This window comes from Halorhabdus sp. CUG00001, from assembly GCF_009797925.1.
In the GTDB taxonomy this organism is placed as follows: domain Archaea; phylum Halobacteriota; class Halobacteria; order Halobacteriales; family Haloarculaceae; genus Halorhabdus.
Genome location: NZ_VOLB01000001.1, coordinates 2,115,652 through 2,141,046, shown reverse-complemented (window position 1 = coordinate 2,141,046; position 25,395 = coordinate 2,115,652). Strand labels below are relative to the sequence as shown.

At 65.2% G+C, this 25,395-nt stretch carries 24 protein-coding genes; 7 read left to right on the top strand and 17 right to left on the bottom strand.

The window, feature by feature from the left end; translation table 11 throughout:
* Window positions 1-156: 156 nt before the first annotated feature.
* Window positions 157-798: an HAD family phosphatase gene (locus tag FR699_RS10650; protein WP_154552785.1), complete on the bottom strand. Its 642-nt coding sequence runs from the start codon at window positions 796-798 to the stop codon at window positions 157-159.
* Between the two features lie 150 nt (window positions 799-948).
* Between FR699_RS10650 and FR699_RS10645 the strand changes: the two genes are divergently transcribed.
* The 3 genes from FR699_RS10645 to FR699_RS10635 all read left to right on the top strand — a co-directional run bounded on the left by FR699_RS10645 (window position 949) and on the right by FR699_RS10635 (window position 4,398).
* Complete coding sequence (locus FR699_RS10645) at window positions 949-2,118, top strand: outer membrane lipoprotein-sorting protein (protein WP_233263398.1); 1,170 nt, start codon at window positions 949-951, stop codon at window positions 2,116-2,118.
* 277 nt (window positions 2,119-2,395) lie between these two features.
* Window positions 2,396-3,373, top strand: coding sequence for a S49 family peptidase (locus tag FR699_RS10640; protein ID WP_158855397.1), 978 nt, complete (start codon window positions 2,396-2,398; stop codon window positions 3,371-3,373).
* Window positions 3,370-4,398, top strand: a complete 1,029-nt coding sequence (locus tag FR699_RS10635) for a hypothetical protein (protein WP_158855396.1) — start codon at window positions 3,370-3,372, stop codon at window positions 4,396-4,398. Before FR699_RS10640 ends, FR699_RS10635 begins: the two co-directional genes overlap by 4 nt.
* 414 nt (window positions 4,399-4,812) lie before the next feature.
* Here FR699_RS10635 and FR699_RS10630 read toward each other — a convergent pair whose 3' ends face one another.
* From FR699_RS10630 to FR699_RS10620, 3 genes are all read right to left on the bottom strand, one after another.
* Window positions 4,813-5,001: a hypothetical protein gene (locus FR699_RS10630; protein WP_154552789.1), complete on the bottom strand. Its 189-nt coding sequence runs from the start codon at window positions 4,999-5,001 to the stop codon at window positions 4,813-4,815.
* Window positions 5,002-5,081: 80 nt separating this feature from the next.
* Window positions 5,082-6,092 carry a hypothetical protein gene (locus FR699_RS10625; RefSeq protein WP_158855395.1) on the bottom strand — a complete coding sequence of 337 codons (1,011 nt, stop codon included), beginning with the start codon at window positions 6,090-6,092 and terminating at the stop codon, window positions 5,082-5,084.
* A 105-nt stretch (window positions 6,093-6,197) separates the two neighbouring features.
* Complete coding sequence (locus FR699_RS10620; RefSeq protein ID WP_158855394.1) at window positions 6,198-6,605, bottom strand: winged helix-turn-helix domain-containing protein; 408 nt, start codon at window positions 6,603-6,605, stop codon at window positions 6,198-6,200.
* Window positions 6,606-6,817: 212 nt separating this feature from the next.
* On the opposite strand from FR699_RS10620, the gene FR699_RS10615 reads away from it, so the two are divergent.
* Window positions 6,818-7,813, top strand: a complete 996-nt coding sequence (locus FR699_RS10615; protein WP_158855393.1) for a HAMP domain-containing sensor histidine kinase — start codon at window positions 6,818-6,820, stop codon at window positions 7,811-7,813.
* A 104-nt stretch (window positions 7,814-7,917) separates the two neighbouring features.
* Window positions 7,918-8,574 (top strand): AIM24 family protein, encoded by a 657-nt coding sequence (locus tag FR699_RS10610; RefSeq protein ID WP_158855392.1) that lies wholly within the window; start codon window positions 7,918-7,920, stop codon window positions 8,572-8,574.
* A 47-nt stretch (window positions 8,575-8,621) separates the two neighbouring features.
* On the opposite strand, the gene FR699_RS10605 is transcribed toward FR699_RS10610, so the two are convergent.
* Window positions 8,622-10,193 (bottom strand): bacterio-opsin activator domain-containing protein, encoded by a 1,572-nt coding sequence (locus tag FR699_RS10605; RefSeq protein WP_158855391.1) that lies wholly within the window; start codon window positions 10,191-10,193, stop codon window positions 8,622-8,624.
* A 128-nt stretch (window positions 10,194-10,321) separates the two neighbouring features.
* Window positions 10,322-10,996, bottom strand: a complete 675-nt coding sequence (locus FR699_RS10600; protein WP_158855390.1) for a DUF5518 domain-containing protein — start codon at window positions 10,994-10,996, stop codon at window positions 10,322-10,324.
* Between the two features lie 104 nt (window positions 10,997-11,100).
* Here FR699_RS10600 and FR699_RS10595 point away from each other — a divergent pair, with 104 nt between their 5' ends.
* Window positions 11,101-11,556, top strand: a complete 456-nt coding sequence (locus FR699_RS10595) for an RDD family protein (protein WP_158855389.1) — start codon at window positions 11,101-11,103, stop codon at window positions 11,554-11,556.
* A gap of 78 nt (window positions 11,557-11,634) precedes the next feature.
* Here FR699_RS10595 and FR699_RS10590 read toward each other — a convergent pair whose 3' ends face one another.
* The 5 genes from FR699_RS10590 to FR699_RS10570 all read right to left on the bottom strand — a co-directional run bounded on the left by FR699_RS10590 (window position 11,635) and on the right by FR699_RS10570 (window position 17,931).
* Entirely contained in the window at window positions 11,635-12,981 is a 1,347-nt protein-coding gene (locus FR699_RS10590) for a hypothetical protein (protein ID WP_158855388.1), read from the bottom strand.
* 100 nt (window positions 12,982-13,081) lie between these two features.
* Window positions 13,082-14,764, bottom strand: coding sequence for a sensor histidine kinase (locus tag FR699_RS10585; protein ID WP_158855387.1), 1,683 nt, complete (start codon window positions 14,762-14,764; stop codon window positions 13,082-13,084).
* The gene (locus FR699_RS10580) at window positions 14,761-16,413 is read right to left on the bottom strand and encodes a PAS domain-containing protein (RefSeq protein ID WP_158855386.1); all 1,653 of its coding nucleotides are present in this window, start codon (window positions 16,411-16,413) and stop codon (window positions 14,761-14,763) included. Before FR699_RS10580 ends, FR699_RS10585 begins: the two co-directional genes overlap by 4 nt.
* 153 nt (window positions 16,414-16,566) lie before the next feature.
* Window positions 16,567-16,998, bottom strand: a complete 432-nt coding sequence (locus FR699_RS10575; protein ID WP_154552800.1) for a winged helix-turn-helix domain-containing protein — start codon at window positions 16,996-16,998, stop codon at window positions 16,567-16,569.
* Between the two features lie 186 nt (window positions 16,999-17,184).
* Window positions 17,185-17,931 carry an SDR family NAD(P)-dependent oxidoreductase gene (locus tag FR699_RS10570; protein ID WP_154552801.1) on the bottom strand — a complete coding sequence of 249 codons (747 nt, stop codon included), beginning with the start codon at window positions 17,929-17,931 and terminating at the stop codon, window positions 17,185-17,187.
* Window positions 17,932-18,346: 415 nt separating this feature from the next.
* Between FR699_RS10570 and FR699_RS10565 the strand changes: the two genes are divergently transcribed.
* Window positions 18,347-18,922, top strand: a complete 576-nt coding sequence (locus FR699_RS10565; RefSeq protein ID WP_154552802.1) for a response regulator transcription factor — start codon at window positions 18,347-18,349, stop codon at window positions 18,920-18,922.
* Window positions 18,923-19,425: 503 nt separating this feature from the next.
* Here FR699_RS10565 and FR699_RS10560 read toward each other — a convergent pair.
* From FR699_RS10560 to FR699_RS10535, 6 genes are all read right to left on the bottom strand, one after another.
* The gene (locus FR699_RS10560) at window positions 19,426-20,742 is read right to left on the bottom strand and encodes a DUF6498-containing protein (protein WP_158855385.1); all 1,317 of its coding nucleotides are present in this window, start codon (window positions 20,740-20,742) and stop codon (window positions 19,426-19,428) included.
* 74 nt (window positions 20,743-20,816) lie between these two features.
* Window positions 20,817-21,020, bottom strand: coding sequence for a helix-turn-helix transcriptional regulator (locus tag FR699_RS10555; protein WP_154552804.1), 204 nt, complete (start codon window positions 21,018-21,020; stop codon window positions 20,817-20,819).
* Window positions 21,021-21,023: 3 nt separating this feature from the next.
* Entirely contained in the window at window positions 21,024-21,440 is a 417-nt protein-coding gene (locus tag FR699_RS10550) for a DUF2178 domain-containing protein (protein WP_154552805.1), read from the bottom strand.
* 113 nt (window positions 21,441-21,553) lie between these two features.
* Complete coding sequence (locus tag FR699_RS10545; protein WP_233263397.1) at window positions 21,554-23,290, bottom strand: hypothetical protein; 1,737 nt, start codon at window positions 23,288-23,290, stop codon at window positions 21,554-21,556.
* Window positions 23,283-24,086 (bottom strand): ABC transporter ATP-binding protein, encoded by an 804-nt coding sequence (locus tag FR699_RS10540; RefSeq protein WP_154552806.1) that lies wholly within the window; start codon window positions 24,084-24,086, stop codon window positions 23,283-23,285. The genes FR699_RS10545 and FR699_RS10540 overlap by 8 nt, the downstream gene beginning before the upstream one ends.
* A gap of 228 nt (window positions 24,087-24,314) precedes the next feature.
* Complete coding sequence (locus FR699_RS10535; RefSeq protein ID WP_229770471.1) at window positions 24,315-25,157, bottom strand: DUF6159 family protein; 843 nt, start codon at window positions 25,155-25,157, stop codon at window positions 24,315-24,317.
* Between the last annotated feature and the right edge of the window lie 238 nt (window positions 25,158-25,395).

Genomic DNA, 25,395 nt, shown 5'->3' with positions numbered 1-25,395 from the left:
GTTGCAGGCAGAGCCATCGCTCGGCGACGAGACACGTCAGTGGGCGACCGTCCCGGCAGCAACGGCCTCGCTAGGTGGCTCTTCCCGGCCAACGCAAGCCGATGAGGCAATTGCCGCTCACGACGTGCCAGCAGTGACGCGCCGGGGAAAACAGGATTAGACCCGTTCGAGCAGCAGCTCGCGCAGTTCGTCGACGTCTTCGGCGACGACATCCGGGATCGAGCGGTCGATGCCGTCGTGGACACCGGTAAAGCCGATCGTGAACGCACCGGCGGCCTTCGCCGCCGACGCCCCGTTCGTCGAGTCCTCGATCGCGATACAGTCACTCGGATCCTCGCCGGCCAGCCGGGCGGCCCGCTGATAGACGTCGGGGGCGGGCTTGCCTGCCTCGACATCGGCCGCACTGACGATCGCGTCGAAGTCATCTTCCAGCCCGAAGCGGTCCAAGACGACGTCGATCCAGTGGTGGGGCGAGGAGGTCACCAGCGAGACACTGTCCCCCTCCGCGCGAACGTCCCGAAGGAGTTCGGGGACGCCCGCGACGATCTCGGCTTCCTCACCGTAGATCTGCCGGCCGGCAGCCTCAAACAGTTCGAGGAATTGCTCGCGGGAGATGGCCGCGCCGTAATTATCGTCGAGGTAGTCGTAGATCTCCCGATAGTACATCCCCGTCGTCTCCTCGGGCGGGACATCCTCCTCGGGCACGACTTCGGGATAGATGTCTTGGCTCTCGTGGCGCTTCCAGTGGGCCTCGGAGCTGACGATCACGCCGTCCATGTCACAGAGGACTGCAGTCATACCTCGATGTTTGGCAGGCGGGACAAAGCCATGGCGATTCAGCTTCCGGACCGAAACGGCCTGTCTGGCCCCGGACACCGAGGCCACCGGCCTGGAAAGCCTCGCCAGGAGCCACACAATTGAACTGGATCGATCCAGAAGGAGCCAGATATGCACACGCCCTCCATCTCTCGCATGTATCTGCTCCTGGTAGTGACGCTTGCAGTGAGCGGATTGCTTGCCGGCTGTGTCTCACTGGGGAGCCAACAGACAACCTTACCGACGGAGGAAGCGGTCGAACAGACTGTCGATGAACTCGATACAGTCGAAGCGACGATCGTATCCTCGCTCGACGGCACAGCGATATCCAAACACCAAACAGTGTTCGAGTTCGGAACGGAGCGGCGACGGGCGAGGACCCAAGCAAGCGGGTCCGAAACGCTGGTCGTGGCAAACGAGTCGGTGACCTGGCGATACGATCGGGCAGCGAATACCGTTCGTCTGACCCATCACGGTGCAGACAGCGGCGGGCGCAATACCACCGAATATGCGAAAGTGCTGCAGTCGATGTTCGGGCGGTTGAGCGCGAACGGCGACGACGCCAACGCGGACGGCGTGTTGAATCCGCTTATTCTCCCGTCTACTGGTAGCAGCGGCCAACCGTACGCGGGAGTGCTCGAACAGTTCACAGACGCCTCGCTGAGCTACGCGGGGACGGAGGCCGTCGACGGTCGGGAGACGTTCGTGGTAGAAATCGTACCGGGCGGGGACACACAGGCGAGCAACATGACGATGTGGCTCGACCAAGAGTGGTACCATCCGATCCAGTGGCAGGCGACGATTTCGGGCGAGAACGGGCCACAGACCGTGACGACGACCCTCCGAAACGTCACGTTCAACCCCGAAATCCCGGCCGGGACGTTCACGTTCGAACCGCCCGCGAACGCGACGATCGTCGAACGGACCGTCACCAGCCAGTCGTTCGATTCCAGAGCCGATCTAGCCGCGGCCAGCGAGATGACGATTCCGGAGCCGTCGGTGCCCGACTCCCTGGCGTTCGATTCCGGACGGCGGTTCAACGACAACGGGACCGTCAGGACGTCACTCCAGTACACAAACGAGACGGCGACGCTCCGAGTGACGAAGGCAGACCCGAGAGGAGACATCGAGACGCTCACAGAGGGCGAGCGCCTCGAGATCAACGGCCAGCAGGCCATCGGACAGACCTTCGATAGTGGGACGTCGCTCCGGTGGTCCTGTGGCGGGTATCGGTACAGTGTCTTTGGCGATATCTCGGGGGAGACAGCCCGCGCTGTCGGCGAATCGATCGACTGCGGGTGAAAAACGCGATCGCGACCAGCGGCAGAATGGGTGAGGACAAGGAACCGACGCGGACTGGCCAGCGACCGCGGTCGGGCTCACGCTGATCTATCGGGGCCGCGACGGAGTTTGAGCGCGGCGACGAAGGCGATCACGAGCAGTACAACACCGGCGATGCGTGTTGCGGTCGAACGCATAGCGCAACCGACGCCCGAGAGACACCTAAAGTACGATTCAGTGTCTCAGAGTCAGAAACAGCGCGTGCCCACCTTTGCTGTCCCGGTAGAATCGGGGCTGTATGGTCGTTGGTCCAGACAGTTCGAGACGAAACCGACTCGTTCTGGTCGCGATTCTCGCGATCGGAGCCGGTGTGATACTCACACCACAGGTGTACAGTGCAGTGACCGGGCCGGATGGAACCGTGGCCGTCGTCGAACTCTCCGGGACGATCGACGAGCCCACGGCCCAGTTCGTCGAGGCACAGCTCCGGGACGCCCGGCACAACGATTCGATCAAGGGAGTCGTCCTCGACGTCGAGAGCGGGGGTGGGCTCCCGGGCCAGAGCGAACGGATCTACGCGGCAGTCGAGCGGACGAGCGAGCGGATGCCCGTGATCGCAACGGTCGATACGCTTGGGGCCTCGGGCGCGTATCTCTCGATGGTCCCGGCCGACGAGATCTACGTCGCCCCGTCGGCCCAGGCGATCGGGAGCGTCGGCGTGACTGGAGCCGCCCCACGGCCCCTGTCGCCGTCGGCCGGTGACACCGGGCCGAACAAGGGTGGCCTCCACCCCGACGAGGCCAGAGAGGATCGGGAAGTCCTCGCCGAGCTGTTCGTCGAAAGTGTGTTGACCCAGCGCGGCGACGAGATCGAGCTGAACCGGACGGAAATTTCCAGAGCGAAGATTTATCTGGGTACAGAGGCCGTCGATAACGGCTTCGCCGACAAGCTGGGCTTCGTCGACGACGCGATCGCCGACGTTGCCGACCGGGCCGGCCTGGATACCTACGCGGTCGAGACCCACGAGATGGAACAACAGGGAAGCCTCCTCGGTAGCTTGCCGATCGGTGACGCCGACAGCGACGCCGTCGTGACCGTCCGGACGGACGATGGACTCGACCGACAGCTCGTTTTGGCCGTTGCCCCACAGTTCCTCGATCGCGCTGTCGGGGACGACGTCGAGATCGTCTCCCATTCCGGCACGACCGCCACAGCCGACGAGCGGCGTCGACCGGCCGGCGAGCGGGCCTCAGACACTGGAGGTGACGCCGAATGAACCGATACGTGACCGCACTCGGGGTGTTCCTCGCAGTGTTGGTGGTGACCGTCGGGACCGCCACCGTCGGTGGGGTCGTCCTCACCGAAGAGACGCCCGACCAGCCCGGACTCGAGACGAGTCAGTGGCAACTAGACAACGTCCAGCCAGACAGCGCCAGCGAGGCTGGGGCGATCGAGATGGCAAGCACCGAGCCGACGAACACTGTGGTCGTCCACGTCGGGACGGCCCAGGGCAGTGGCGGGTCGGTGCTGGACGGGATCCCACTCCAGGGAGCAGAGAAAGCGATCACGACTGGCTCGGCTGCCGGCCGTGAACGAGGTGTCACGACGCTGCTGTCGACGCTCGTGGACAACGGGCACGACGTGACGTTGTACACTGGATCGACGAGCACCAACTCGTTCGGTGAGTCGCCGACGCTCGCCGACGAACTGGCAGACGCCGACGCCTTCCTCACGACTGCCCCGAGCGCGCTCTCGGCGGCAGACCGGGAGACGGTGACCGACTTCGCCGACGCGGGCGGGCGGGTCTTCGTCGGGGCCGACCCCGGCGAGGCACGCGGCGTCACCGACATCGGTGCTGCCATCGGCATCTACCAGGAGACGGGCTACCTGTACAACGTCGCCGAGAACGATCAGAACTACCTCAGTATCTTCGCCGAGCCGACGGGCGCATCTGGCCTAACTGATGGCGTCGAGCAGGTCGTCTTCCGTGGCGCGGCCTCGATCGGCCACGCCGAGAGGACACCCGCACTGGTCGTCGAACCGAACGCCGAACGCTCGACGACACAGCGAACCGCTACCTACGGGGTCGCGGCCGTGTCCGAGAACGTCGCGATCGTGGGCGATACGAGCTTCCTGCAACCGGAGAACGCCTACCGCGCGGACAACAACGTACTGATCGGCAACGTCGCGGACTACCTGGTCACCGGGACAGTCAACGAGAGTGCACGCGAGCAACTGGGCGAATCGAGCGATGGGGCAGTCCCGGGAAACGGGGGAGTGCAGTCGCCGAGGGACCCGTGAGACGGCCGTCGTGACCGGTCGGACAGAGAGGAACGCTCTGGCCGACCCTCCTCTCGAGTCGAAGCGGATGGCTCACAACACAGATCCAGTTAGTACTGTGACGGCTGGTTGAACAGCGGATACGACCGATATTTTCGCGGAACGGTCCAGCGAGCCACAGCAACAGCAACAGCCACAGGGCGTTCCGATCGATGGCAACGATATGACATCGTGCCGACAAAGAGCCCGACCCTCATCCCAAGCCGGTCCCCGTGCCAAGCGACGGCGAACGCACAGACGCCGACGCCAGCACGCTCGGATCCGACACGACGTGGGGGAGCAACACACGTACGCGCCAGCAGTCTCACCGGGGCAAACTGTGTCGGATCGCTCCAGTCTCGGGCCGTCGAAAGGGGACGAGGAAGTGCTGACAGCCTATTCGGATTCGATGAACCGCGCGAGAAGTGCTGAGAGAATCAGGACCGGGAGGAAGTACATGAGCAGAATCGCGAGGATGCCGACTGCGGTGATCAGGGCCCCGTCGGCATTCCCCGGGTTCGTCTGGATGAAAACCAGGATCACGAACCACAGCGTCGTGAGTTGCACGAAATTGGGTTCACTCATACGCGGGGTGTGTACTGTCGGCCGGCGGATATGCCGTTCGACATCGCGGACGGGCCACAAGCGAGGTGCAACACGGCAAATCACTCATCGAGAAGGCCGCCGTGGCGGTTCCAGACCGCATCTGTCGGCATCGAGACGTGGGCACTGACGGTACGGGCGGTGACGGTACGGTCGAGGAGTTGTGTCCGCTCGTCGGCCGAGAGCGCCGCCAGCAGCCCCCGGAATGCCTCGCTGGCCCGGTCGCCCTCGGAAAGCAAAGCCCCATACTGGAGAGCAGTCGTCTCCGGCCCTGCGTCGATCGCGACGCTCGCTTCCCGAATCGACCGGACGAACCGGTTGAGTTGCCGGGCACTGGCGGGGACGATATCGAGGAGGCGGCCTCGCATCGAGGTGCCGAGATCGACGTGGGCGAGCAGGTCACGCTGGTGGACAGAGATGGGGTCGACAGTCCGGGAGGCACAGTCGTCGGCGGTTGCCAAGCGGCGTCGCCGCCTCGCAAGTCGCGCACTCACATCGGGACGGCTGGTGTCGACGGCCACGTCGATCCGGGTCGGCGCGATGCGCGCGACCGAAGCGGGAGCGCTCTGGACGAGGGTCTCACTGCGCGCGTCCGTCGTGCTGTACCGACGGTCTGGCTGGGATGGGGCGGACGAGTCACCGACACGGGACACGTCTGGGCTCACACCGGCAGTGGATCTAGACGACCGGTCGAGCCGGCTGAAGGCGGTGTGGCGCTTAAGGTCGGTGGCGATCGTGTTCGGATCGAACGCACCCACAGCCGTGCCCGATCCGGCGTCGAGTGCCCCGTCCCGGGTCTGGACGGTCCCGGAGACCCAAGAGACGTCACTCGAGGAGAGGATTGTGGCGTAGGGGCCGATCGCTCCGAGGGACCCACTGGCCGCCGCCGGGAAGCCGAGGTGGCCAAAGACGGTCGGATCGCCCGAAACAGAGACAGTCGTGACGTCCTGTCGAGGGGACGGAGACGTGTCGTCTTCGGCGGGCGGACTCGCTGCAGTCGCTTCGACACCCAGCAGTGAGGAGCCGAGCGTGATGGCGGCAACCTGTGAGAGGAGCGTTCGTCTGGTCGGCATGTATCGAGGGACGGCGACGGCGACCTTACGAATGGGTGCGCTGTTTCTAAACGAGAAAGGCGTGCTCGTCCAGCCCGTGGGTGGCGGCCGCCAACGCCCTCGCGTTCACTGATGGTCGTCGGGGAGGTCGGCATCCGGACGCCGAGCCTGAGAGTCGATCCCGTCCTCGCCGAGCGAGAACTCGAAGCCGTCGACGGTAGCGTGAAATTGCTTCCGGTGGTGGCCGTCCGGATCGAACTGCATCTCCGTCCGGACGAGGCCGTGTTCGACCAATCGTTCGAGCCGTCGATAGATCGTCGGTCGGGACATCTCCGTGGCCGCGCCGAGTTCCTGGCCCGTCCGTGGCTGTTCGACGAGCAACGCCAGAATCTGGCGGGCGTAGGTATCCCCGAGCAACGAGAGAAGCGCCCCACTCGAGGCGCTGTCCGGGGAAGATTGCTCGCAGTGCTGGTGGCCGGGCGCGTCGGTCGCTGCTCCAGCCCCGCTACGGCCGCGTGGGTGTCGTCCGGTCATAGGGAGAGACACATCCGACGGCCGCCTGAATTCGCTGGCTAGGCACACTGAGTCGGGAACTGGACCGGGCCAGGCCGGTGCTGTCTATATGCCTAGCCTTCAGGACTTTAGCCGGACGGGGCGAACGACGATCATCGCTCCCGAAAGATGAGAGCCGCACGACTGTGCCCGATCGGCACACCACAGAAGTCACAGACAGGGACACACGAGCGATGACCGAGACACAGACGACGGGACCGTTCGCCGGCGAGCAGTGGCCCGATCCGCTCTGTCAGTACGCCGATGCCGATGGCACCCCAGTCGTCGAATCGGTGAACGACGCCTTCGAGCATACATTCGGACCCGTATCGGCGGGCGAACCGGTACGAGCGCTGTTCGAGACGGGTGACTTCTCGATCGTACAGGGCCAAGCCGATCCGGGTGCCGTCGGGAGGACCGACGATCGGCTCGTCGTCGAAACTGAAACACAGCCATCCACCTCGGGAACACCCTCGCGTGACCGGTTTCTCCTTCGCGTCGTGACCGCAGAGGCAGACGGCGGCGTCCTCCTCTTTACACCCCTCCCGACGGCGGCCCAGGAGGCCGGCGAAATTGGGCTCGACCACGTGGCCAGCGCGATCAGTCACGACCTCCGAAACCCCCTCGACGTCGCGAAAGCCCGCTTGCACGCAGCCCGGGAAACCGGCGAGACCGAACACTTCGAACACGTCGCGACGGCCCACGAGCGGATGGAACGGATCGTCGAAGACGTACTGACGCTGGCCAGGGGCACCGCAGTCGTCCAGCCCGACGATCGAGTCGAGCTCGCCGCCGCCGCGAACGCAGCGTGGGAAACCGTCGAGACCGACGACGCGACAGTCGTCCTCGACAGGTCGTTGCCGACGATCGTCGCCGACGCCGATCGCCTCCGGCGGCTCTTCGAAAATCTCTTCAGAAATTCGGTCGAGCACGGGGGGACAGACGTGACGGTAACGGTCGGCCCACTCGCCGACGCGGCGGGATTCTACGTCACCGACGACGGCCGGGGCATCCCACCGGAGCGACGCCAACGCGTCTTCGATCCCGGGTTCAGTACCGACGACCACGGGACCGGGTTGGGGCTGTCGATCGTCAGCCGCATCGTCGACCTCCACGGGTGGTCGATCGCCGTCACCGACGCCGCGACCGGCGGCGCTCGCTTCGAGATTACCGGTCTCGAACGCCCGTGAGCGACAGGTCGAACGGATTTCGCAGACAGAAACCCTGTGCTACCGTTCATGGCCGTATCCCTTCGATGGGAACCCGGAGGAAAGTTGCACGACTCCCGAAACCCATGAACGTAGAAGATTTCACCGCGCAACACGCGCCCACAGACGCCGCCGAGACGTTCAGCCTCGAAAACACATACACACTCGACGTCGCCGTCGACGGGTCGGTACTGGCCAAAGCCGGTTCGATGGTCGCCTACACGGGAGACCTCTCGTTTACGGGCCAGGCAACCCCTGAAGGCGGCATCACTGGCTTTCTGAAGGAAGCCGCCACCGGCGAGGGGACACCGATCATGCGCGTCGAGGGTACCGGGACGCTCATGCTCGCCGATCGTGAGAAGAAAGTTCAGATCCTCACACTGGACGACAGCGAGTCGATCACGATCAACGGCGAGGACGTACTCGCCTTCGAGTCGGGACTGTCCTACGAGATCACCACGATGGACAGCCTCGCAGGCTCGTTTGCCGGCGGGTTCACCAACGTTACCCTCGAAGGTCCCGGCCACGTCGCGCTGACGACCCACGGCGAGCCGGTCGTACTGGACCCACCCGTCACGACGGACCCGGGGGCGACAGTCGCCTGGAGCGCAACCACGCCGGCGGTCGAAGTCAACACCAATCTCTCGGACATGATCGGCCAGGAATCGGGTGAACGCTTCCAGATGGAATTCACGGACGCCGGTGGCTTCGTCGTCGTCCAGCCGTTCGAAGAACACGCCTGATCGGCACTGTCCGCTGGGTCCAAAGAGAGCAAACGAGCAGAGACACATCAACGGTCGCCGTTCGATCGTCCCGAATCGGTCTGTTCGTCGGTTGCGTCGAACACCGCTGCCAGAAGTTTCCGCTGTCCGGCCCGGAGATGGTGAAGCAGCGTCGGGCCGGTGATCCCCAGGGCTGTCGCGACATCTTCGGCGGTACTCCCTCGTGGAGACTCGAAGTAATCCGCGAAGAACGCAGTCCGAAGGGCCTCGGCCTGGCGATCGGTCAATCGGGCAGTCACGGTGTCTCGGACCGCCCCCGTCGTCTGTTCGTCCCGTCGGCGCTCGCGCTTTGCGAGTACCGCAGCGTCGTAGCGGCGCGTGATCGCGTCGGCGATCCGGCGAACGTCTTCGTCCGGGGGGAGTTCGACGACGATGCGATCGTCGGCAGCGCCGAACGTGGCCGATTGGACCGTCCCGCCCTGACTGACGAGTTGGCCCAGTGGCGTCTCGATACGCTGCATCAATTCGATCGAACCGCCGCCGTCGTGTTCGGCGACGACCCGCGTCTCGGTCACGGCCTCGTGGGCCGAAAGCGTCGTCGCCATCGCCTCGACCGACCGGCAAGCGGTCGCAGCGTCGACATAACAGAGGAGTTGTTCGCCCTGCTGGATGACGCCCGTGACGTCGATCCGGGCGTCGGTATCGGCGGTCGCAGCGACGAACGGGGTTGCGGGATCGGACAGTCTGAGCGTGAGTTCGACGACCCGATCGGCCGCGAGCAACGATCGGTTGCGGGTCGCGTTGATAGCAAAGCCGGCCATCTCCCCGACGGTCCCGAAGGTCTCACGCTCGCGGGCCGTGAAGGCGTCACGTTCGGTCGCGTAGACGCCGACGACGCCGTAGACACTCGACCCGTAGGTGAGCGGGACGGCGAGCAACGACCCGAGTCCGTCGGCAAAGGCCGCCCGACGGATCGGCTCGGGCACGGACTCGTCTTCGCCAAGCGACGCGACGACCGTCGGTTCACCCCGTTCGATCGCGCGCAATTCGGGCAGGTCCGCGTCGTCGTCGAGGGCCGCCTCGATCCGATCGAGCGTGCGCCCGGTCGTCCCGGCGGCGGCCTGCAACACGATCGTCTCGGCCCCGACAGCGCGCTCACCAACCCAGGCAAATTCGTAGATGTCGGTTCCGCCCAACTGGGTACAGATGGTCTCGGCGATGTCCTCCCGCGTCGAGGCCGCCACGAGGTCACCGAGGACGTCCGCGATGAGTTCGGTACCGATCGTCAGCCGATGGAGGTCCGACTGGAGGGCGTCTCGTTGCTGCTCGCGACGTCGGTTGTCGGTCTCGTCTCGAAGATAGACGTAGACGGCCTCCTCTGCCGGGACGAGATCGACTGCGAGCCATCGGTCCAGCTCCGGGTAGTATTCTTCGACGGACAGTTCCCCGTCCGGGGTCTCGAAGGCCTGCGGGACGCGGCCCTCGACGGAGTCCGGGAAGACAGTCGCGATCGACTCGCCGGCGACAGTGCCCATGTCCACAGAGAGAAGCGTCTCGGCGGCGTCGTTGCCGTCACGAACGACTCCGTCCGGGCGTACTTCGAGAATCCCGATCGGTGCGTGCGCGAACCCAGTATCCATCGTATTGAGTCACCGTCTGGCGGCCTGTTAAGGGTACGCCTGGCGGCGATGACAGACGACCAAAATGGCAGTCCCCACCCTCGACGGGCCGGGAAAGCTGGCTACCATACACCGTGGCCGGTCGCCCCTCAGGCGTTGCTCCGGCGGCCGATGTAGCCACCGAGTGCACTCAGCCCGACGACGTAAGCGATCCCAAACAGGCCAGCGACCACCACCACTGCAACGGCAGCCGCCGCACTCGGCCCCGGAAGTCCGGTAAACAGTCCGACGCCGACGAACACGACCACGAGAAGCGCCGGGACGATCGTAAAGAGGCCGGCGAAGATACCGGTCGCAACACCACTGTCGCGATCGGTCGAGAGGTAACTCGCGGCCGCGCCGCCGAGGATCGGCGAGAGGGGGACGAAGCTGAGCACGGTGTTGACGATCGCACCGACCACACCGAGGATCCACCGGGGCGTCGGCCGGCCGTCGCGTCGGGCCCGCCCGTGGGCCACGACGACGGCGATCCCGAGGAGGGCAATCGAGACGCCAGCAACGACGAGGCCGAGCCCACCCCACTCACCGAGTGCAACCAGGGTATCGATCGCCTCGGCCTCGGTGAGGACGTCGGAGTGAAACTCGCTGTCTCGGAGGAGTGTCGCGATAGCCGGGCGCTCGATCGCCGCCCGGAGGGCCGCCCCGCCGAGGGCAACCAGAAGGCCAAAGACGCCCAGGACGGCACCGATCGCCCAGTCGAGCGGTCGGTCGAAGGCGGGCGTCGGTTCGGGGCCAGTGCGTGCTGATCGGTCAGTCGATGCCATAGCGGTCAGTATGGTCCGAGCACAATAACACATCGGCAGGCGTTTCACCGGTAGAAACACGCGAATCCGAACTATACGGAGAGACCGTCTACACCTGAGTAACGATGACCAAGCGTCCCGAACGACGGTGTGGCGTCGGTATCCGTGGCGTCGCGATGGCGATCGACTCGATCGTCTGGATCGCGCTGTTCATGGGTGCTGTTTCGGCGGTCGGCCTCCTGACCGGGGAGCTACAGACCACGAGCGAAGGGATCGAAACCCACCTCGAAGGCGGTCCGGCGCTGGGAGGCACTGCCCTCTGGCTTGGGCTCTCGATCCTGTATCACACGCTCTTGGAGTGGCGGTGGGGCAAGACGCTCGGGAAGTATCTCGTCGCCATCAGCGTCACGCGACCGGACGGGTCGTTACCGTCGTTGCGTGGCTCGCTCGCCCGGAACGTGCTCCGGCTTATCGACTGGTTGCCATTCTTGTATCTGGTCGGGATCGTCACGATCGCGGTCTCGGAGACGGACAGGCGTCTCGGTGATCGCGTCGGCAAGACGATCGTCGTGCGGTCCTGATCGACACGACTGGGTGAGGGGGCCCCACCTCGATGCGCCCGTCGGGACGCCTGGGAGAGCGCGTGGCTGTCCAGGGACTCACGGAACCGCTCGGCGGGCCACGACGCCCGACGTGCCGTCGACGGTAGCGGTCACGACGACGGTGTCGCCGTCTGGATCGACGTAGAGATACATGTACATGTCCGCCCGCGGAGTCGTCGTCGAGGCTTCATAGCCCGATTCGACCGCCTCGAAGGCCACCTCGTCGACGTCGAGGGGCTTGGTGATACCGACCCGAACGCGCTCTTGGTCGGCCTCGTAGGTGAACGCGAAGGCCTCGTCCGGAACGGCTGTCGCGACTGCCTCGGGCGGATCGACAGGGGCGCTCGTGTCCGGGGTCGCGGTCGTCGTTCGATCTGGCTGGATGACTTCGAAATCGAGGACGCCCTCACTGTAGGTCCCACTGGCAGTCACCCGATCGCCGTCGATCGACACGGAGTGGGTTTCGCTTGCGGAGCCAAACCGTGCGTCGAACTGGCTGGCAACCTCGTCATCGAGAGAGCGCTGGACGGCGAAATCGGCCCGAATGTGGCCGGTGTCGGGTTCGAACGTCACCGAGGCGAGTACATCGTCCGTCGGGCGGATGAGGTCAGTCACGGGACGGTCGGCCGGCTCGCCGAAATACGCGTCGTCGAGATCGACCGGGCCGAGCCACCCGCCAGCGACGTGGCCGGTCCCGGCCGTCTCCAGGAGCCACGTCAGAGTCTCGGAGTGCTCGATCGCGCTTGCACGATCGCCGTTCGCGGTCTCGACGACACGGCGGATCTCCTCGCGGGTGTCTGCGACGACGACAGCGGTGTCGTTGATCGCCGTCACACCGTCCAATTCCTCACCAGGGGGTGCATACAGCGTGAACGAGCCGATAGACCCCGTTTCCTCGAACGGGACGTCACCGACCGGGCCAGCAGACCCGGAGCGAAGCGTCTCCGCGGCTTCGGAGCGATCGAACTCGCCCAATCCGATCGCGACGTTGCCCGCCATGAACAGCTCACCGATCCCGCGATCTGGCTGTTCGGGGTCGATGAGAGGCCCGAATCCGGACACGGCAATCGCCAGGGCAGCCCCGGCGACCAGCCGCCCGCCCACGGCGAGTGGCCAAGAGAGCAACGGATCATCGACGCTATCGAAGCCCGAGACGTCGGTCAAGACGCGATCGGCGCCTCCAGCCGTGTCTGCCGGGAGAATCAGGGGCAGCAGTTCGTCGCCGCCCGCCGTCTCACTCGCGATGCTGAAATCCAGATAGGCGACGTTGACGCCGCCGTCCGGCGCCGGGAGCCACTCCGCATACGAGGGAGAGCCGTTCGTCGTGCCGAGGCAACCGCCGAGTGCGACAGCTGTCGCTGCCCCACCGAGGCGCAGGAATCGACGGCGATGGAGGGATGTCATGGGTAGCGATCACCGACCGGGAGAGCGGCCGTCTTGGCCGAATCGTTGGGCAACCAGCGGCATAAACCATGTCCTCACGGGCCGTGGCCGGCGGTCGACACTAGTCGCCCTCGGTCGGGCCGAGACGGGCTACGGTATCGAAATCGGGGAGGTCGACGAGCACGACACTCCCGCGTGGCTCCCGTGTCTCGAAAGAGAGGCTACCGCCAAGCCGTGTCACGGTCCAGGCGACCAGCCACAGGCCAACGCCGCTCCCGTGTCTGACCGGGGTCTCTTTGCCTTCGAGGAGCACGGCCCGCTCCTCGGGTGGGATCCCCGGCCCATCGTCTGCCACCGCGATCCGTCCACCATCGGCCGTCGAGCGGACGTGGATCGTCACCGACGGCGTCGCACGGTCGGTGTGTGTCACGGCGTTGTCGAGTAGCTCTTCGAGTACCAACTCGATCGCGTCCGGGTCAGAGCGAATCGAGACGCTGTCGGGGACTTCGAGCGTTATATCGGCGTCCATCGGCCCCGTCCCAACCGTCCGGGCGATCGCAACGAGGTCACACCGCTCTCGTTTCAGTCGTGCCTCCGTCAACACGCGTTCGGATCGGTTGACTGTATCGGCAAGGTCGACCAGCCCGGTCGCGAGCGTCTCGATCCGATCGAAATACTGGCTCGCCTCCGCTGTTGGCAGGCCCTCCTCACGGATCGGTTCGGCGAACCCGCGAATCGCGTCGAGGTCGTTGCGAAGGTTGTGACGGATGACTCGATTGAGAACCTGAATCCGCTGTTTGCGGGTTTGGCGGTCCGTGACGTCCGCAAACCGGTAGGCTTGGCCGAGTACGTTACCGTCCGTATCGGTGATCTCGGTTCGGTCGACGACGAACTCGCGTCGTCCGGCCGTCGTCTGGAGGGTGAGTGGCCGCTCCTCGGGAAGAGAGTCGGGGATGTCCGCGACGGCGGCAAGAGATCGTTTCCGGAGTCGGGTCGGCTCGACGCCGAAGGTGCGCTCTGTGGCCCGGTTGACGTCAAGCAGTCGTCGGGATCGATCGACGACAACCACGGGAACCGACATCGCATCGAGGGCCGTCTCGCGGGCGAGATGGCCGGCCGCAGCACCGCGCTCGAAGGCGTCGGTGCCGAAGGCGATCCAGGCGAAAATGGCGACGACGGCCGCGATCTGGACGAAGGCGAGTAGATAGATCGACTCCTCACCCAGTTGCCCCCCGTAGCCGATCGCAAGCGGGAGGAACGTGATACCGAGTCCCGCAAAGACGAACGCCGCCCCGGACCCGGCCGGCAGATCGTCGTATGTCACGGCCGAACGCACGAGCAACACCACACCGAGCAGCCCCAGGGAAAAGACCGTCATCTGCAAGACGAACGTCGTGAGTGCGGCCACTCGCCCGAGCGGGCCTAGCTGCATCCGGCCGGTCTGCTGAGCCCACGTGATCGCCGTACTGGCGACCGTCAAGCCACCGAGGAGTCCGAGTCCGACCCAGCGACGCGACGTGATCGACGGCCCCCGGCCGGTGTACTCGAAGACGAACGCGATCCAGAGTAACGACGCGAAGGCGTACCCGCCGATGAGCAGCAACTCGCTGAGGGCAGTCAGTTCGATAGGGACGATGCCGGACCGGCTGAACGCGATCACCCCGCCCAGAGTCCCCAGCAGGACGGCAAGCAGTCCATACGGGACGATCCCGGGATGGCGATGGCGGCGGGCGGTGCGTCCAGCGATCAGGACACCGGTCGCGACCACGAGAACACCGAGAGCGGCCCAGCCGAGTTGGCTCACCGACCAGCACCCCCGGTGACGACGGTGTGCCCGTCTTCGCGTGTCTCGTTGTGGGGGAGTGCGAGGACCACCAGCCGTCGCCCGGCGTCTGTCCGTCTCACCGACAAGGAGCCGCCGAGTTGGTCGAGTGCCAGGCGCGTGACCGCCAGTGGCAGCGCTGGCGTACGTCGCCTACCGCCGCGATCCGTCGCTACCGGTCGATCGTCGGCGATCCGGATCGTCGGCTCCCCACTGGCGACGCTGATCTCGACGCGGGTCGCCGCGTGCGAGCAGGCATCGGCGAGGACCGGTTCGAGCAGGGACGACAGCAGCGCCTGGCTGACGGTCGTGTCGATGGCCTCGCCTTGGACAGCGACCGCCACCGATCGATCGTCCGCGGCCGCGATCGACTCCTGGAGGTCCTGAACGACGGGCTCGACGGCGAGTCGCTGGTCGGCGCTGGCCGGTCCCTCGGCGATAGCACGCTCGATCGATCGCGTCTGGGCGATGAGGGTCGTCAGTTCGGTCGTATCGGTCCAGATGCGATCCGCGACGGCCCCAGTGTCAGTGGCTGTCGCTGCCTGCGGGGACGCCTCCTGGGCGACTGCCGCCATGCGATCGCGCATCACGTCGACGACGAACCGGCTGAGCAGCGTCAGTTGGTTCTCCCGCCGGCGCTGGTCGGTGACGTCCGTACAGCGCACCAGGTGCCCGAACGAGCGGCCCCGGTCGTCGGTGACGACATCAGCAGTCACGGACAGTGTTGTCTCCTCGGCCAGTTCGATCCGGATCGGCTCCTCGGCTCTGGCCAGGCTCTCAGGATCGATCGCGGACGGGAAAAGCGAGGCAATCGAGTCCCCGAGAACTGACGCGCGTGAGACGTCGAACACTCGTTGTGCCGCGGGATTGAGGTCCCGCAGCCGTCCACGCCGATCGGAGATGAGAACGGCATCGGCCAGTTCCTCGACGACCCGATCACGGCCCAACACTCGGGCCGCCGGCGGCGTCTCGAAGACTGGATACCGGCAGACGGCAACCAGCAATAAGCCACTCCCGATCGACGTACACACGGGGAGAAGTAGCGGCCGTTCGAAGACCTGTGCGACGAAACTCCCGGAGACCAACACGACCGCTCCGGCAGACAGCAACAGCGGCTCCCGGAGAGGAACCGCCTGCTGTCCGACCGATAGCCAGACGAGTAAGAAGACGCCGATCGTCACCAGAAATCCGATCAGGAGGTACGTCACCGTCAGCAATTGAAACGCGATCGTCGAGGGGTCCCCGATCGTGACCGCGACGATGCCGATGGTTCCAACGGAGACCACGGCGACAATGCCAGTGGTAACGCGGTTGAGGCGCCGTGAGCGGCCCGTGTACCGAAACGCAAACAGGACCCACAGCCCGCCGACGATGACCGCGGTGGCCGTAGCGAGGAGGACCCACGTCGTCGACTCGAAGTCCCAGCCCGTCACTGCGAGGGCCGCATTCGGCGGCGTGAGATCGGCGACGAGCAAGTGACAGACGGTCCCGACCACCACAGCCACGCTCACACCGAGGAGCGCCCGGGCACTGGCCCGTTCCCGGTCGGCCAGGAGCGCCGCGAACAGCCCAACAGCTACGCCCGCCGCGAGGGCAGTCATTCCAAGCCGGAGTGCGGTGAACAACACCATGGGTCAGTCGATCCGGAGGGATCGGCAGCCGCCTGCAACGAGCCTCACAGCGACGAATTGGCGGACGACTACAGCCGATCGTCAGCGCGTGGTTTCGAGTGACAGCCGGGGACACTTGGATGCCAGGGGTGAGGAAATGGTACCGTGATGCGGTCAGTCGTTTGCTGGCACGGGTGTCGACTGCTCGACTTGGGGGCTGGCCGGCAGAGCGGATTCGAGGACGACAGCGACCGCTTCGTCGTCGATCGTCACTGAAATGGACTCGACGACGGGGCGATAGACCTTGTGGTGGTGGCCGTCAGCCGCGTCGATCCGACGCTCGGTCTCGAGCAGGCCAACTTCGAGAAGTGTGTTGAGTCGGCGAAACGCAGTCGGCCGGGACATGGCAGTCGCCGCCGCGACTTCCCGTCCGCTTCGTGGACGATCGAGCACGGCTTGGAAGGCTGCCCGCGTGTACTCGTCGCCGAGCGCGTCGAGCAGTGCCGTCGGATCGTCGTGGTGCCATTCGTCGTCTCGGTTCTTCGCGTGTGGGGCCGCTTTCGGAGCGTCGGGACCAACTCGGGGCCGGACTGGTTCGCTCGACATCGATACGTTGAGACAGACAGCCCGAGCTGGTATCGATAGCAGCTAGCTATCGAGGTCCCGGCGACCAGCACGATCTAGTTATATAGATCCAGAACGGTGGCCCACGGATGGTCACGAGAGTGCCAGACCGGGCCGAGGAGAGAAAACGACCGCACGGCGACGTCGGTGTGCCGACAGACGCTCGGACTACTGGCTGGTATAGCCGCCGTCGATAGCCATCGCTTCGCCAGTGACGAACGAAGCGTCCTCCGAACAGAGCCACACGGCGGCGTCACCGATCTCTTCGGGCTGTCCGCCTCGGCCAATCGGCGTGGCTGCGATCGCCCGGTCGACAAACTCCTGGTTGGTATCGGTCATCGGCGTCTCGATCAATCCGGGACAGATCGCGTTGACGCGGATCCCTTCAGCCCCGTACTCCAGGGCCGCGTTCTTCGTCAGGCCAATCACGCCGAACTTACTCGCCACGTACGGGCTGACGTGGCTTAGCCCGACCTGGCCAGCGATCGAAGACGTGTTGACGATCGACCCGCCGCCACCCTCGAGCATGGCAGGGATCTCGGCTTGCATGCACAGGAACACGCCCTTCAGGTTGACATCGATCACGCGCTCCCAGGTATCGAGAGACTGATCGGCGGTCGGTGCACGCTCTCCGTCGATACCCGCGTTGTTGAACGCAAAGTCGAGACCACCGTAGGTCTCGACAGCCGTCTCGACCATCGCATCGACGGCGTCGGGATCGCTGACGTCCGTCTCGACAAACGTCGCCTCACCGCCTGCCGCCTCGATTTCGGTCACTGTCTCCGTCCCGGCTTCGACGTTGACGTCGGCCACCACGACCGCGGCGCCCTCCCCAGCGAAGCGCTTTGCAGCCGCCACACCGATCCCGGTACTCGCACCTGTCACGATCGCCACCGAATCTTGGATGCCATTCATCGTACGACGGCAAGGACTTCGATCGATTCGATGATAGTACAGTGGATACTTCCAGAACCGATGAAATATGCCGAAATTTTAACCGATCGTGACACTATTTTCCAAGTTTGGAACGCTAAACGGAGACCTATTGCTCGTACCATTTGGCATCCCGATAGTTAGTGAATAACTGTATGATAGTATACGTAGAAAATAGCGTAACGTACCCAAAGGAATGCGCTATGGCGATCGGATCGGAGCCACTGACAGAATGGCAGAGTAGCGACACCATCGAGTCGTCAAACAGAACCGAGAGGAGGCGGGACGGGCGCTACTCGGTTGTGAGCGAGGCTGGCTCGAGGGCGGAAGAACGAACGGCGCCCCATCTTGCTGGAAGGACCGGCATTTATAGGCGGTCGCCGTCCAACTGTGACCGATGGGTGCCACCGAAGAGCTCCCGCAGGCGTTGATCGTCGACGACGAGCGGGAGGTCGCCGACGCCTACGCACTGCGTTTGCGCGGACTCTGTGACGTCGAGACCGCCTACGACGGCGAAAGCGCCGTCGAAATCGTCAGCGATCGCGAGATCGACGTGGTGTTGCTCGATCGACACATGCCCGGTCTATCCGGCGACGACGTTCTGGCGGAACTGGAAGCGATGGATTTTGCCGGTCGCGTCATCATGATCACCGCGATCGATCCCGACTTCGACATCCTCGACATGCCGTTCGACGACTATCTCTGCAAGCCGGTCGACCGCGAGGACGTCCGGGCGGCCGTGACCCAGCAGTGTACGATCCTCGGCTACGCGACGCTCGGAGAGTACTTCAGCGTCGAGGCCACGCGCCAGGTTATCGCGGCCGAGCTCCCGGCCGAGCAGCGGGAGTCCCACGAGGCGTATCAGCACAGCCACCAGCAGGCACGACAACTACAACAGCGTGCGCGCCGGCTGCTTGGCGATGCGGAGGCCCTCCTCGACGCGTTCGACGATATCGCCCGCGGGAGTCGGTAACCCGCCCAGTGGCCCGCCACAGTGGCCGACCAACGCGGCCTCGGTGGCCCCGGTTGCCAGCACGGCCAAAAGCAGTCGGGAGGTGGGGGAAAGAGCGTGACGGCCGTCGGACGGGGAAAGTGGGGGCGACTCGCTGCCCGCCAACCGGGCGGGCAAGCGAAGCGACGGCGGGATGGACCATCAAGCCCCGGACCGGATTTCTGCCCGTGAAACAGTCCGCGACGAGCGGAGGTCGCCGCCGGAAAGGGCGTCGGCGAGGCCTCTCAACGACGGGAACCGGCTGTCGAGTTTCGCTCGTGGGTGCTGGAAACGTGGGCACGGACGTCTGACAGCGAGTCGAACCGACGAGAGCAGTGGGAACATTTCAGCAGCGCCATTGTGATATCGCCACATCTCACCGGACACGAGCCACGACTATATACCTAACAGACGGTCAAACGCGTGTTTGAGCCAGTCGCTCTGTCCGAGCGCCGAGCAACCGCCAGGGTCGCAGGCGCGTTCACTCAGTCCTCGTCGTCGAGACGCCACGAGAGACCAAGCGTCTCGACGATCGAACGAGGCTCCGAGAGGTGCGGAACGGTCATCGGGACACTCTCGTTGGCATCGTCGTCGGTGTCGACCGATTCGGGGGCCGGGACGAACAGCTCGACTGTCGTCTCGTCCGTCGCGTAGACGTCGAATTCGAGGGACGCAGTGCCAAGCAAGCGATCGAGCCGTCCCGCAGAACGGGTCACCCCGGTGACCGTGTGGGCGTCCAGTTTCGCCTGTGGTTCCTCGAGCAGTCGGTCGTAGGCCACCAGAACGTCGTCGTAGCAGTAGTATTCGAGCGTCCCGTACCGGAAATAGCGGATTGTCGCCCGCAATGCGACGAAGAACCCACCCAGGCCGAGGCCAACGACGACGATCCCGACGCTCGATGCGAGCACGCCAAAGCCGACGATCAAAGTGGTGACGAACCCGATCGAGCCCGCCAGATAGGCACCGCCGTGAAGCAGGGCGTCGACGATCGCCGCCCGCTGACTCATCGAGGTCCGGAGACGTGGTTCTCCCGCGGGCATCTCGACCGGTTCGGGTTCGATCTCGGTACGTTTGCTGCCGTACAGCAGCGAGAACAGACTCCGGCGATCGTCGTCACGTTCCAGTCGGCTCGCCCGGATGTCGTAGGCGAGTTTGCCGATCGCGAGGGCGAGAACCGACCGCCCGGGATCGAGGATCGCGGTCGTGTTTACGGTCGATTCGAGGCCGAGAAAGACCATAAACAGGAGACCAACGACGAAGAGGTACTTGAACGGCACGAGAAGCAAGGATCGCGGAGAGTGTTCGCGATACCCGCTCTCACGGAAGTACTCGCGGTAGGTGTCGATCCCACGAGTGAGAAAGACGGCGGCCCCACCGAGGAGGAACGCGGCCGCATCAGCCTCGGTGACCGTCGGTCGCGTCAGAGCGAAGGCAAAAAAGGCCAGTCCCACGACGACGGGCGCGATGACCACCGAGAAGACGAGCGTCGGGAGATTGCGCGGATACACTGGGGGGAGTGGTCCCGGCAGTCGGATGGCCCCTCGCTTTTCCTGTAGCGGCCCGAGCAGTCTAAAGCGGTCGTCGATGGCGTTGTTGGGTCGCTTGTGGGCGAAGGGGATTTGCACAATGGTCCAGACGCAGATCGCGGCCAGTTCGGCCTGATAGACGAGTAACAACGCCGTCGGTGACCACCCAAAGAAGACGACGCCGGCGATCGGGACGAGATTGCCCACGACGACGGGGAGATCACGAAGCCAAGCAGGTGCGGGCAACGAATCGGTGATGGAGGGGGCGGCGCGCACGTATCGAGGTTACAGGCCGGAATTGGCTTCGGTTTGTCGGTCGAGCAGTTCGGCGGTGGTCACTGGATCGGGACTCACGGATCGATCTCGACCGGATCGAAGATATCCTCGATGGCACACTCGAAGTGCTCGGCCAGAGCGAAGGCCAGTTCCAGGGACGGATCGTAGCGATCGCGCTCGATCGCGTTGATCGTCTGGCGGGTCACACCGACTGCCTGGGCGAGCTCGCCCTGGCTGAGGCCCTCGGCTTCCCGCCGTGCAGAGAGGTCGTTGCGCATCGGTCACTCCATCTGTTTCGCGATCCCGAAACAGACGCCATACAGCAAGAACAGCGCCGAGAGTGTGAGGACGATGCCCGAGACGACACCCGAGATCTCGACGATATCACCGGCGTCGAGCACGTATAGCGCTGGGAGCAGACTCAAACCAAGGACCATCGTGATCCCGACGAGCAACCCACTCGCCCGGTTGTGGAGGTGGTAATCGCGCTCGTCTTGCAGCGTCCGGTCACTCCACAGCGGTGCCCCCACGGCGATGCCGCCCCCGAGCCACGCCCCGAGCATGTAGACGACCGCCCCGGCGAGGTGCTGGTCGAGGACGAACCCGGCCAGGAATCCGAGGATGGCGACGGCGGCGATGCCGTAAACGAGTCCACGGTAGCGCTGGCGCGTCAGTTTCGGTCCGTTGGTAGTAGTCACGATTGAGCTCCGTCTCGTAGTAAAGAGTGGTTTACACCGAGATAATAAAGGTGGCGTCATCCGGCTTCTGGTGAGACGGGTCGATCGGGAACGAGAGAGGCGAGCGGCCACAGTCACGGGAGTTGGTAGGTTTCGAGACGATGGACGGCCAGCCGGTAGGCGAGCGGAACTGCGAGGACAGCACTGGCGAGGACGAGCCACCCACCCGTGGTAACCGTGCCAGGACTGACGTCGAGTCCGAACGGTAGCCACCGCGACAGCAAGACAGCGCCAAGCACCCGGGCGGTCTCCTCGACGGCGACCACGATCGCGAGGACGATCATACTCAGTGCGATCGAAAAGAGCGTGTAGGCACGCTTGCTCGGCGGTGTCGCCCGCCGAGCGCCGTCGAGACTGAGCCCCTCGAAGCGTGGAAAGACCGAGCCAATACCACTGGCAAGGACAGCGCTTGCGCCGACCGCGGCAACGCCAGTCACGCCGAGGGCGGCCAGCACGGGCGGGGAACTGCCAGCCAGGTAGCCGACCCCGAGCGCGATGCCGACGGTCGGGGCAGCGGCGACCAGCATCGCCGCCAGGACAGTCCCATGGACGACGTGCCGACCCCGGGCGGGGGCCGTCAGCAACGCCGGGAGCGTCGCGCCCTGGATGCCCAGTGGGTTCAGCGGCACGACCGCACCGGCCGCCCACGCGCCGTACCAGACGACGAACCAGGGGAGGTACCACGGGACGGTGCCGGTCGTCAGGGCGCGCTCGACGAAGAGGATCGCGGCCAGCAACGGCGGGGCGACGAAGACGAACTGGAAGGGCGACCGGACCGCCCGGCGGAGTGTCGTACTCGCGACGCCACGCGTCGCGGGCGCTCGACAGAGCCCGGCGAGGACGGCATCGAGCCGGGAATCGGGGGGCGTCTGGAGAGTCGAATCCGCGTCGACGGTCGTACGGGTCGGATCCGCCACCCACGCGTAGCGAGCGACCGGGACCGAGAGAATCGTGCCACCGACGACGGCAAGCGGGCCGACAGCGAGGAGGGCAAAGACGTCGACGGCTGGCACACCGGCACCGGGTGTCGTCGCGAACGCGAGCGCGCCGAACCACGTCAGCGGGGGTGAGGTGAGAACCGGCTGGAGACGGACGATCAGGGTGAGCAACTCACCGGTCACCGAGAGTGTGACGTACGCGAAGCCGATCGCGACACCGAACAGCGTCGCCAGCCGCCCCAGATTCGCCGAGCGACGGACAACGCCTTTCAGCGCCAGGCCGATCGGGTAGCCGACGGCGGTCGCCGTCACCGGAACGAGCACGGCTGTGGCGGTGATCCCGACCAACGGGAGCGGTGAGCCAGTCCCGGCGACGAGCCCCGCGCCGCCGGCCAGGGCCAGGCCGATCGTGTACACCGAAAACTTCGCCGCGGCCGAGAGCAACAAGCCGCCGATCACGTCCGGGGTCGGCCGGATCGTCAGGTACTGCCCACCGTGATCGAGGTCACCGTTCGTTCCGAACGCGTCTGCCGCCAACAAGACCGTCAGGAAGAGCCAGACGACGCTGGTCGCCACGACGAGCCACGGTGGCAGTCCCTCCCCGGCGGCCAGGGCCGCGCCGACATCGCTCGCGACCGCGTAGGTCTGGACGAGAAAGAACACGCCCATCACGCCCACGACCGCCATGAACGCGAGCCAGAGGTCCTGCTGTCTGACCCAACGGTACCCCCGAAGCAGGTCGATCCGGGCGATCTCTACACTCCGGGCAGGGACTGGCACGAGTGAGTTACGTCTGCCTGCTGGCGAGCGGACACCGGGGTCGTCCGAGACGTGCGCCGAGGACCCCGAGAGGCTGGCAGACCCATCAGCCATCCGCCCCGCCTCCATCAGTGGCTGGCTGGGTAGCTGCCGAGGCCGGCTGGTCAGGGGCTGGGCCGTCCCGTTGGGCCGTGATCTCGAGGAACGCCGTCTCGAGGTCGGGCGATGCCGCGGCCTGCTGTTTCAGTTGTGCGGGCGGGGCCTCGGCGACGAGGGTCCCGTCGTCGATGACGCCGACGGTGTCGGCCAGCTCTTCGACGACCGGCAGGATGTGCGTCGAGAGAAAGACGGTCATCTCGCGGGTGACGAGATCGGCGATCGTGTCCCGCACAGTGCGGGCGGCACGTGGATCGAGGCCACTCGTGGGTTCGTCGAGAAAGACCACGTCGGGATCGTGAAACAGCGCCGCGATGATGCCGACTTTCTTGGTCATCCCCGTCGAGTAGGTTTCGATGCGCTTGTGGGCATCGCCAAGCAGACCGAACCGATCGAGGAGCGTCTCGATCCGTTCGTCGGCCCGAGCGTCTGACATGCCCTGGAGGCGGGCGACGTGGCGCAAGTGTTCCCAGGCAGTGAGCTCGTCGAAGACTGGCGGGTCGGCCGGGAGATAGCCGATCTTGTGGGTCAACGCCGGCCGATTCGAGAGGGACACGCCGGCCACTTCCCCGGATCCGGCTGTCGGTTCAGTGAGGGCGACCAGCAGTCGCATCGTCGTGGTCTTGCCGGCCCCATTCGGCCCGAGGAAGCCGTAGACGCTCCCTCGTGGAACCGACAGCGAAAGGTCAGCAACGGCGATATCGTCGCCGTAGCGTTTCGTGAGGCCGTCGGCGACGATCGCAGGGTCGGTCACGAGCTATCACTCCGCGCGGACAAACGATCGGCGGGCAGGCGTCGACAGCGTGGCGATGCGTGCCGCAGGGACCGTGGTGGGAAGTCGTCCAGCATGGGTGTAAATTACTCTTTACAGTAAAGCATGTTTTACACAGGTGCATAAATGTGGCGACGATGTGACACGGCGAACAATCGACAGCAGTTGCTCAGGGGCTGTGGAAGTGGCCGACCCCCGCAAAACGACCGCTCAGATCCGACCGGAACCGCCGCCACGGGAGGCGGTGGTCGAAGACGGTCCGTCGGTGCCGAGTTCGCCAAAGTCGATGCCGTCGAAGTGTTCGGGCGCGGTACGCTCGGTCGCATAGACGTACAAGGCAGTTCTGGCGATCCCGCTGAGGGCCTTACCGAGGAGCAAGCCGATGACGATAGCGGTGCCACCGACCAGCAGTGTCGCCACCAGCTGGACAGTCCCCAGGCCGGTCGTGGCCACGTAGGTGATCGCACCGAGGACAACGCCGACGAGTGCCAGGAGGAGCGTCACCACGTCGATCGTGGCCAACGCGCCGATGGATTCACCCCAGGTGTCCTTGAACGTCCGCGCGCTCTGTTTGAACATCGAGGTGACCGAGGGGTCTTCGAAGACGATCACCGGGACGACGAAATACGTCATCACGCTCCAGGCGACGGCGAAGACCGCGGCGAGCAGGTGGGCGACGAGATTGTCCTCGCTCTCGATTGCGCGGAGAATCACGCCGACGATCGCGGCGATGATCGACCAGGCAAGCAGTGGCAATTTCCGCTGCCAGGCGGCCGCCAGAGCGGCACGGATCGACGGGTCCTCACCACGGAAGGCGGTCCGGGTCGCCGCGATCAGTGCCGCCGTGAAAAACGACGCGAGGAACGTCTCGACGAGGTACGCGACGAACAGCGCACCGAAGATCGCCAGACCGGGTTCTTCGAACACCGGCCCAGCCACGAGGAGACTCCCGAACAGCGTCAGGAGAAACGCGATACCGGAGAGCGCACCGAGCAGTGGGAATACGAGGAGTTTCGGATGGGTTCTGAGCACGCGACCGCTCCGGCGTGCCATGCCGAACCCGATTTTGAAGCGTCTGAAAATACCCATGCCCGCGTTTCCGGACGGGGACGGATAAAGGCCAGACACAGTTTCCCAACGCGAAACGCTGGACAACCCGTATATGACACTCCGTCCGAAGAGGACAACGAACGCAGTATCGACGATCGGTCCCGACGCCCGTAGAACGAGACGTCGACCCGTTGCCCCACGTCAGGAATCCAACCCATGCCCGCCACGTTCGCCTCCGTCG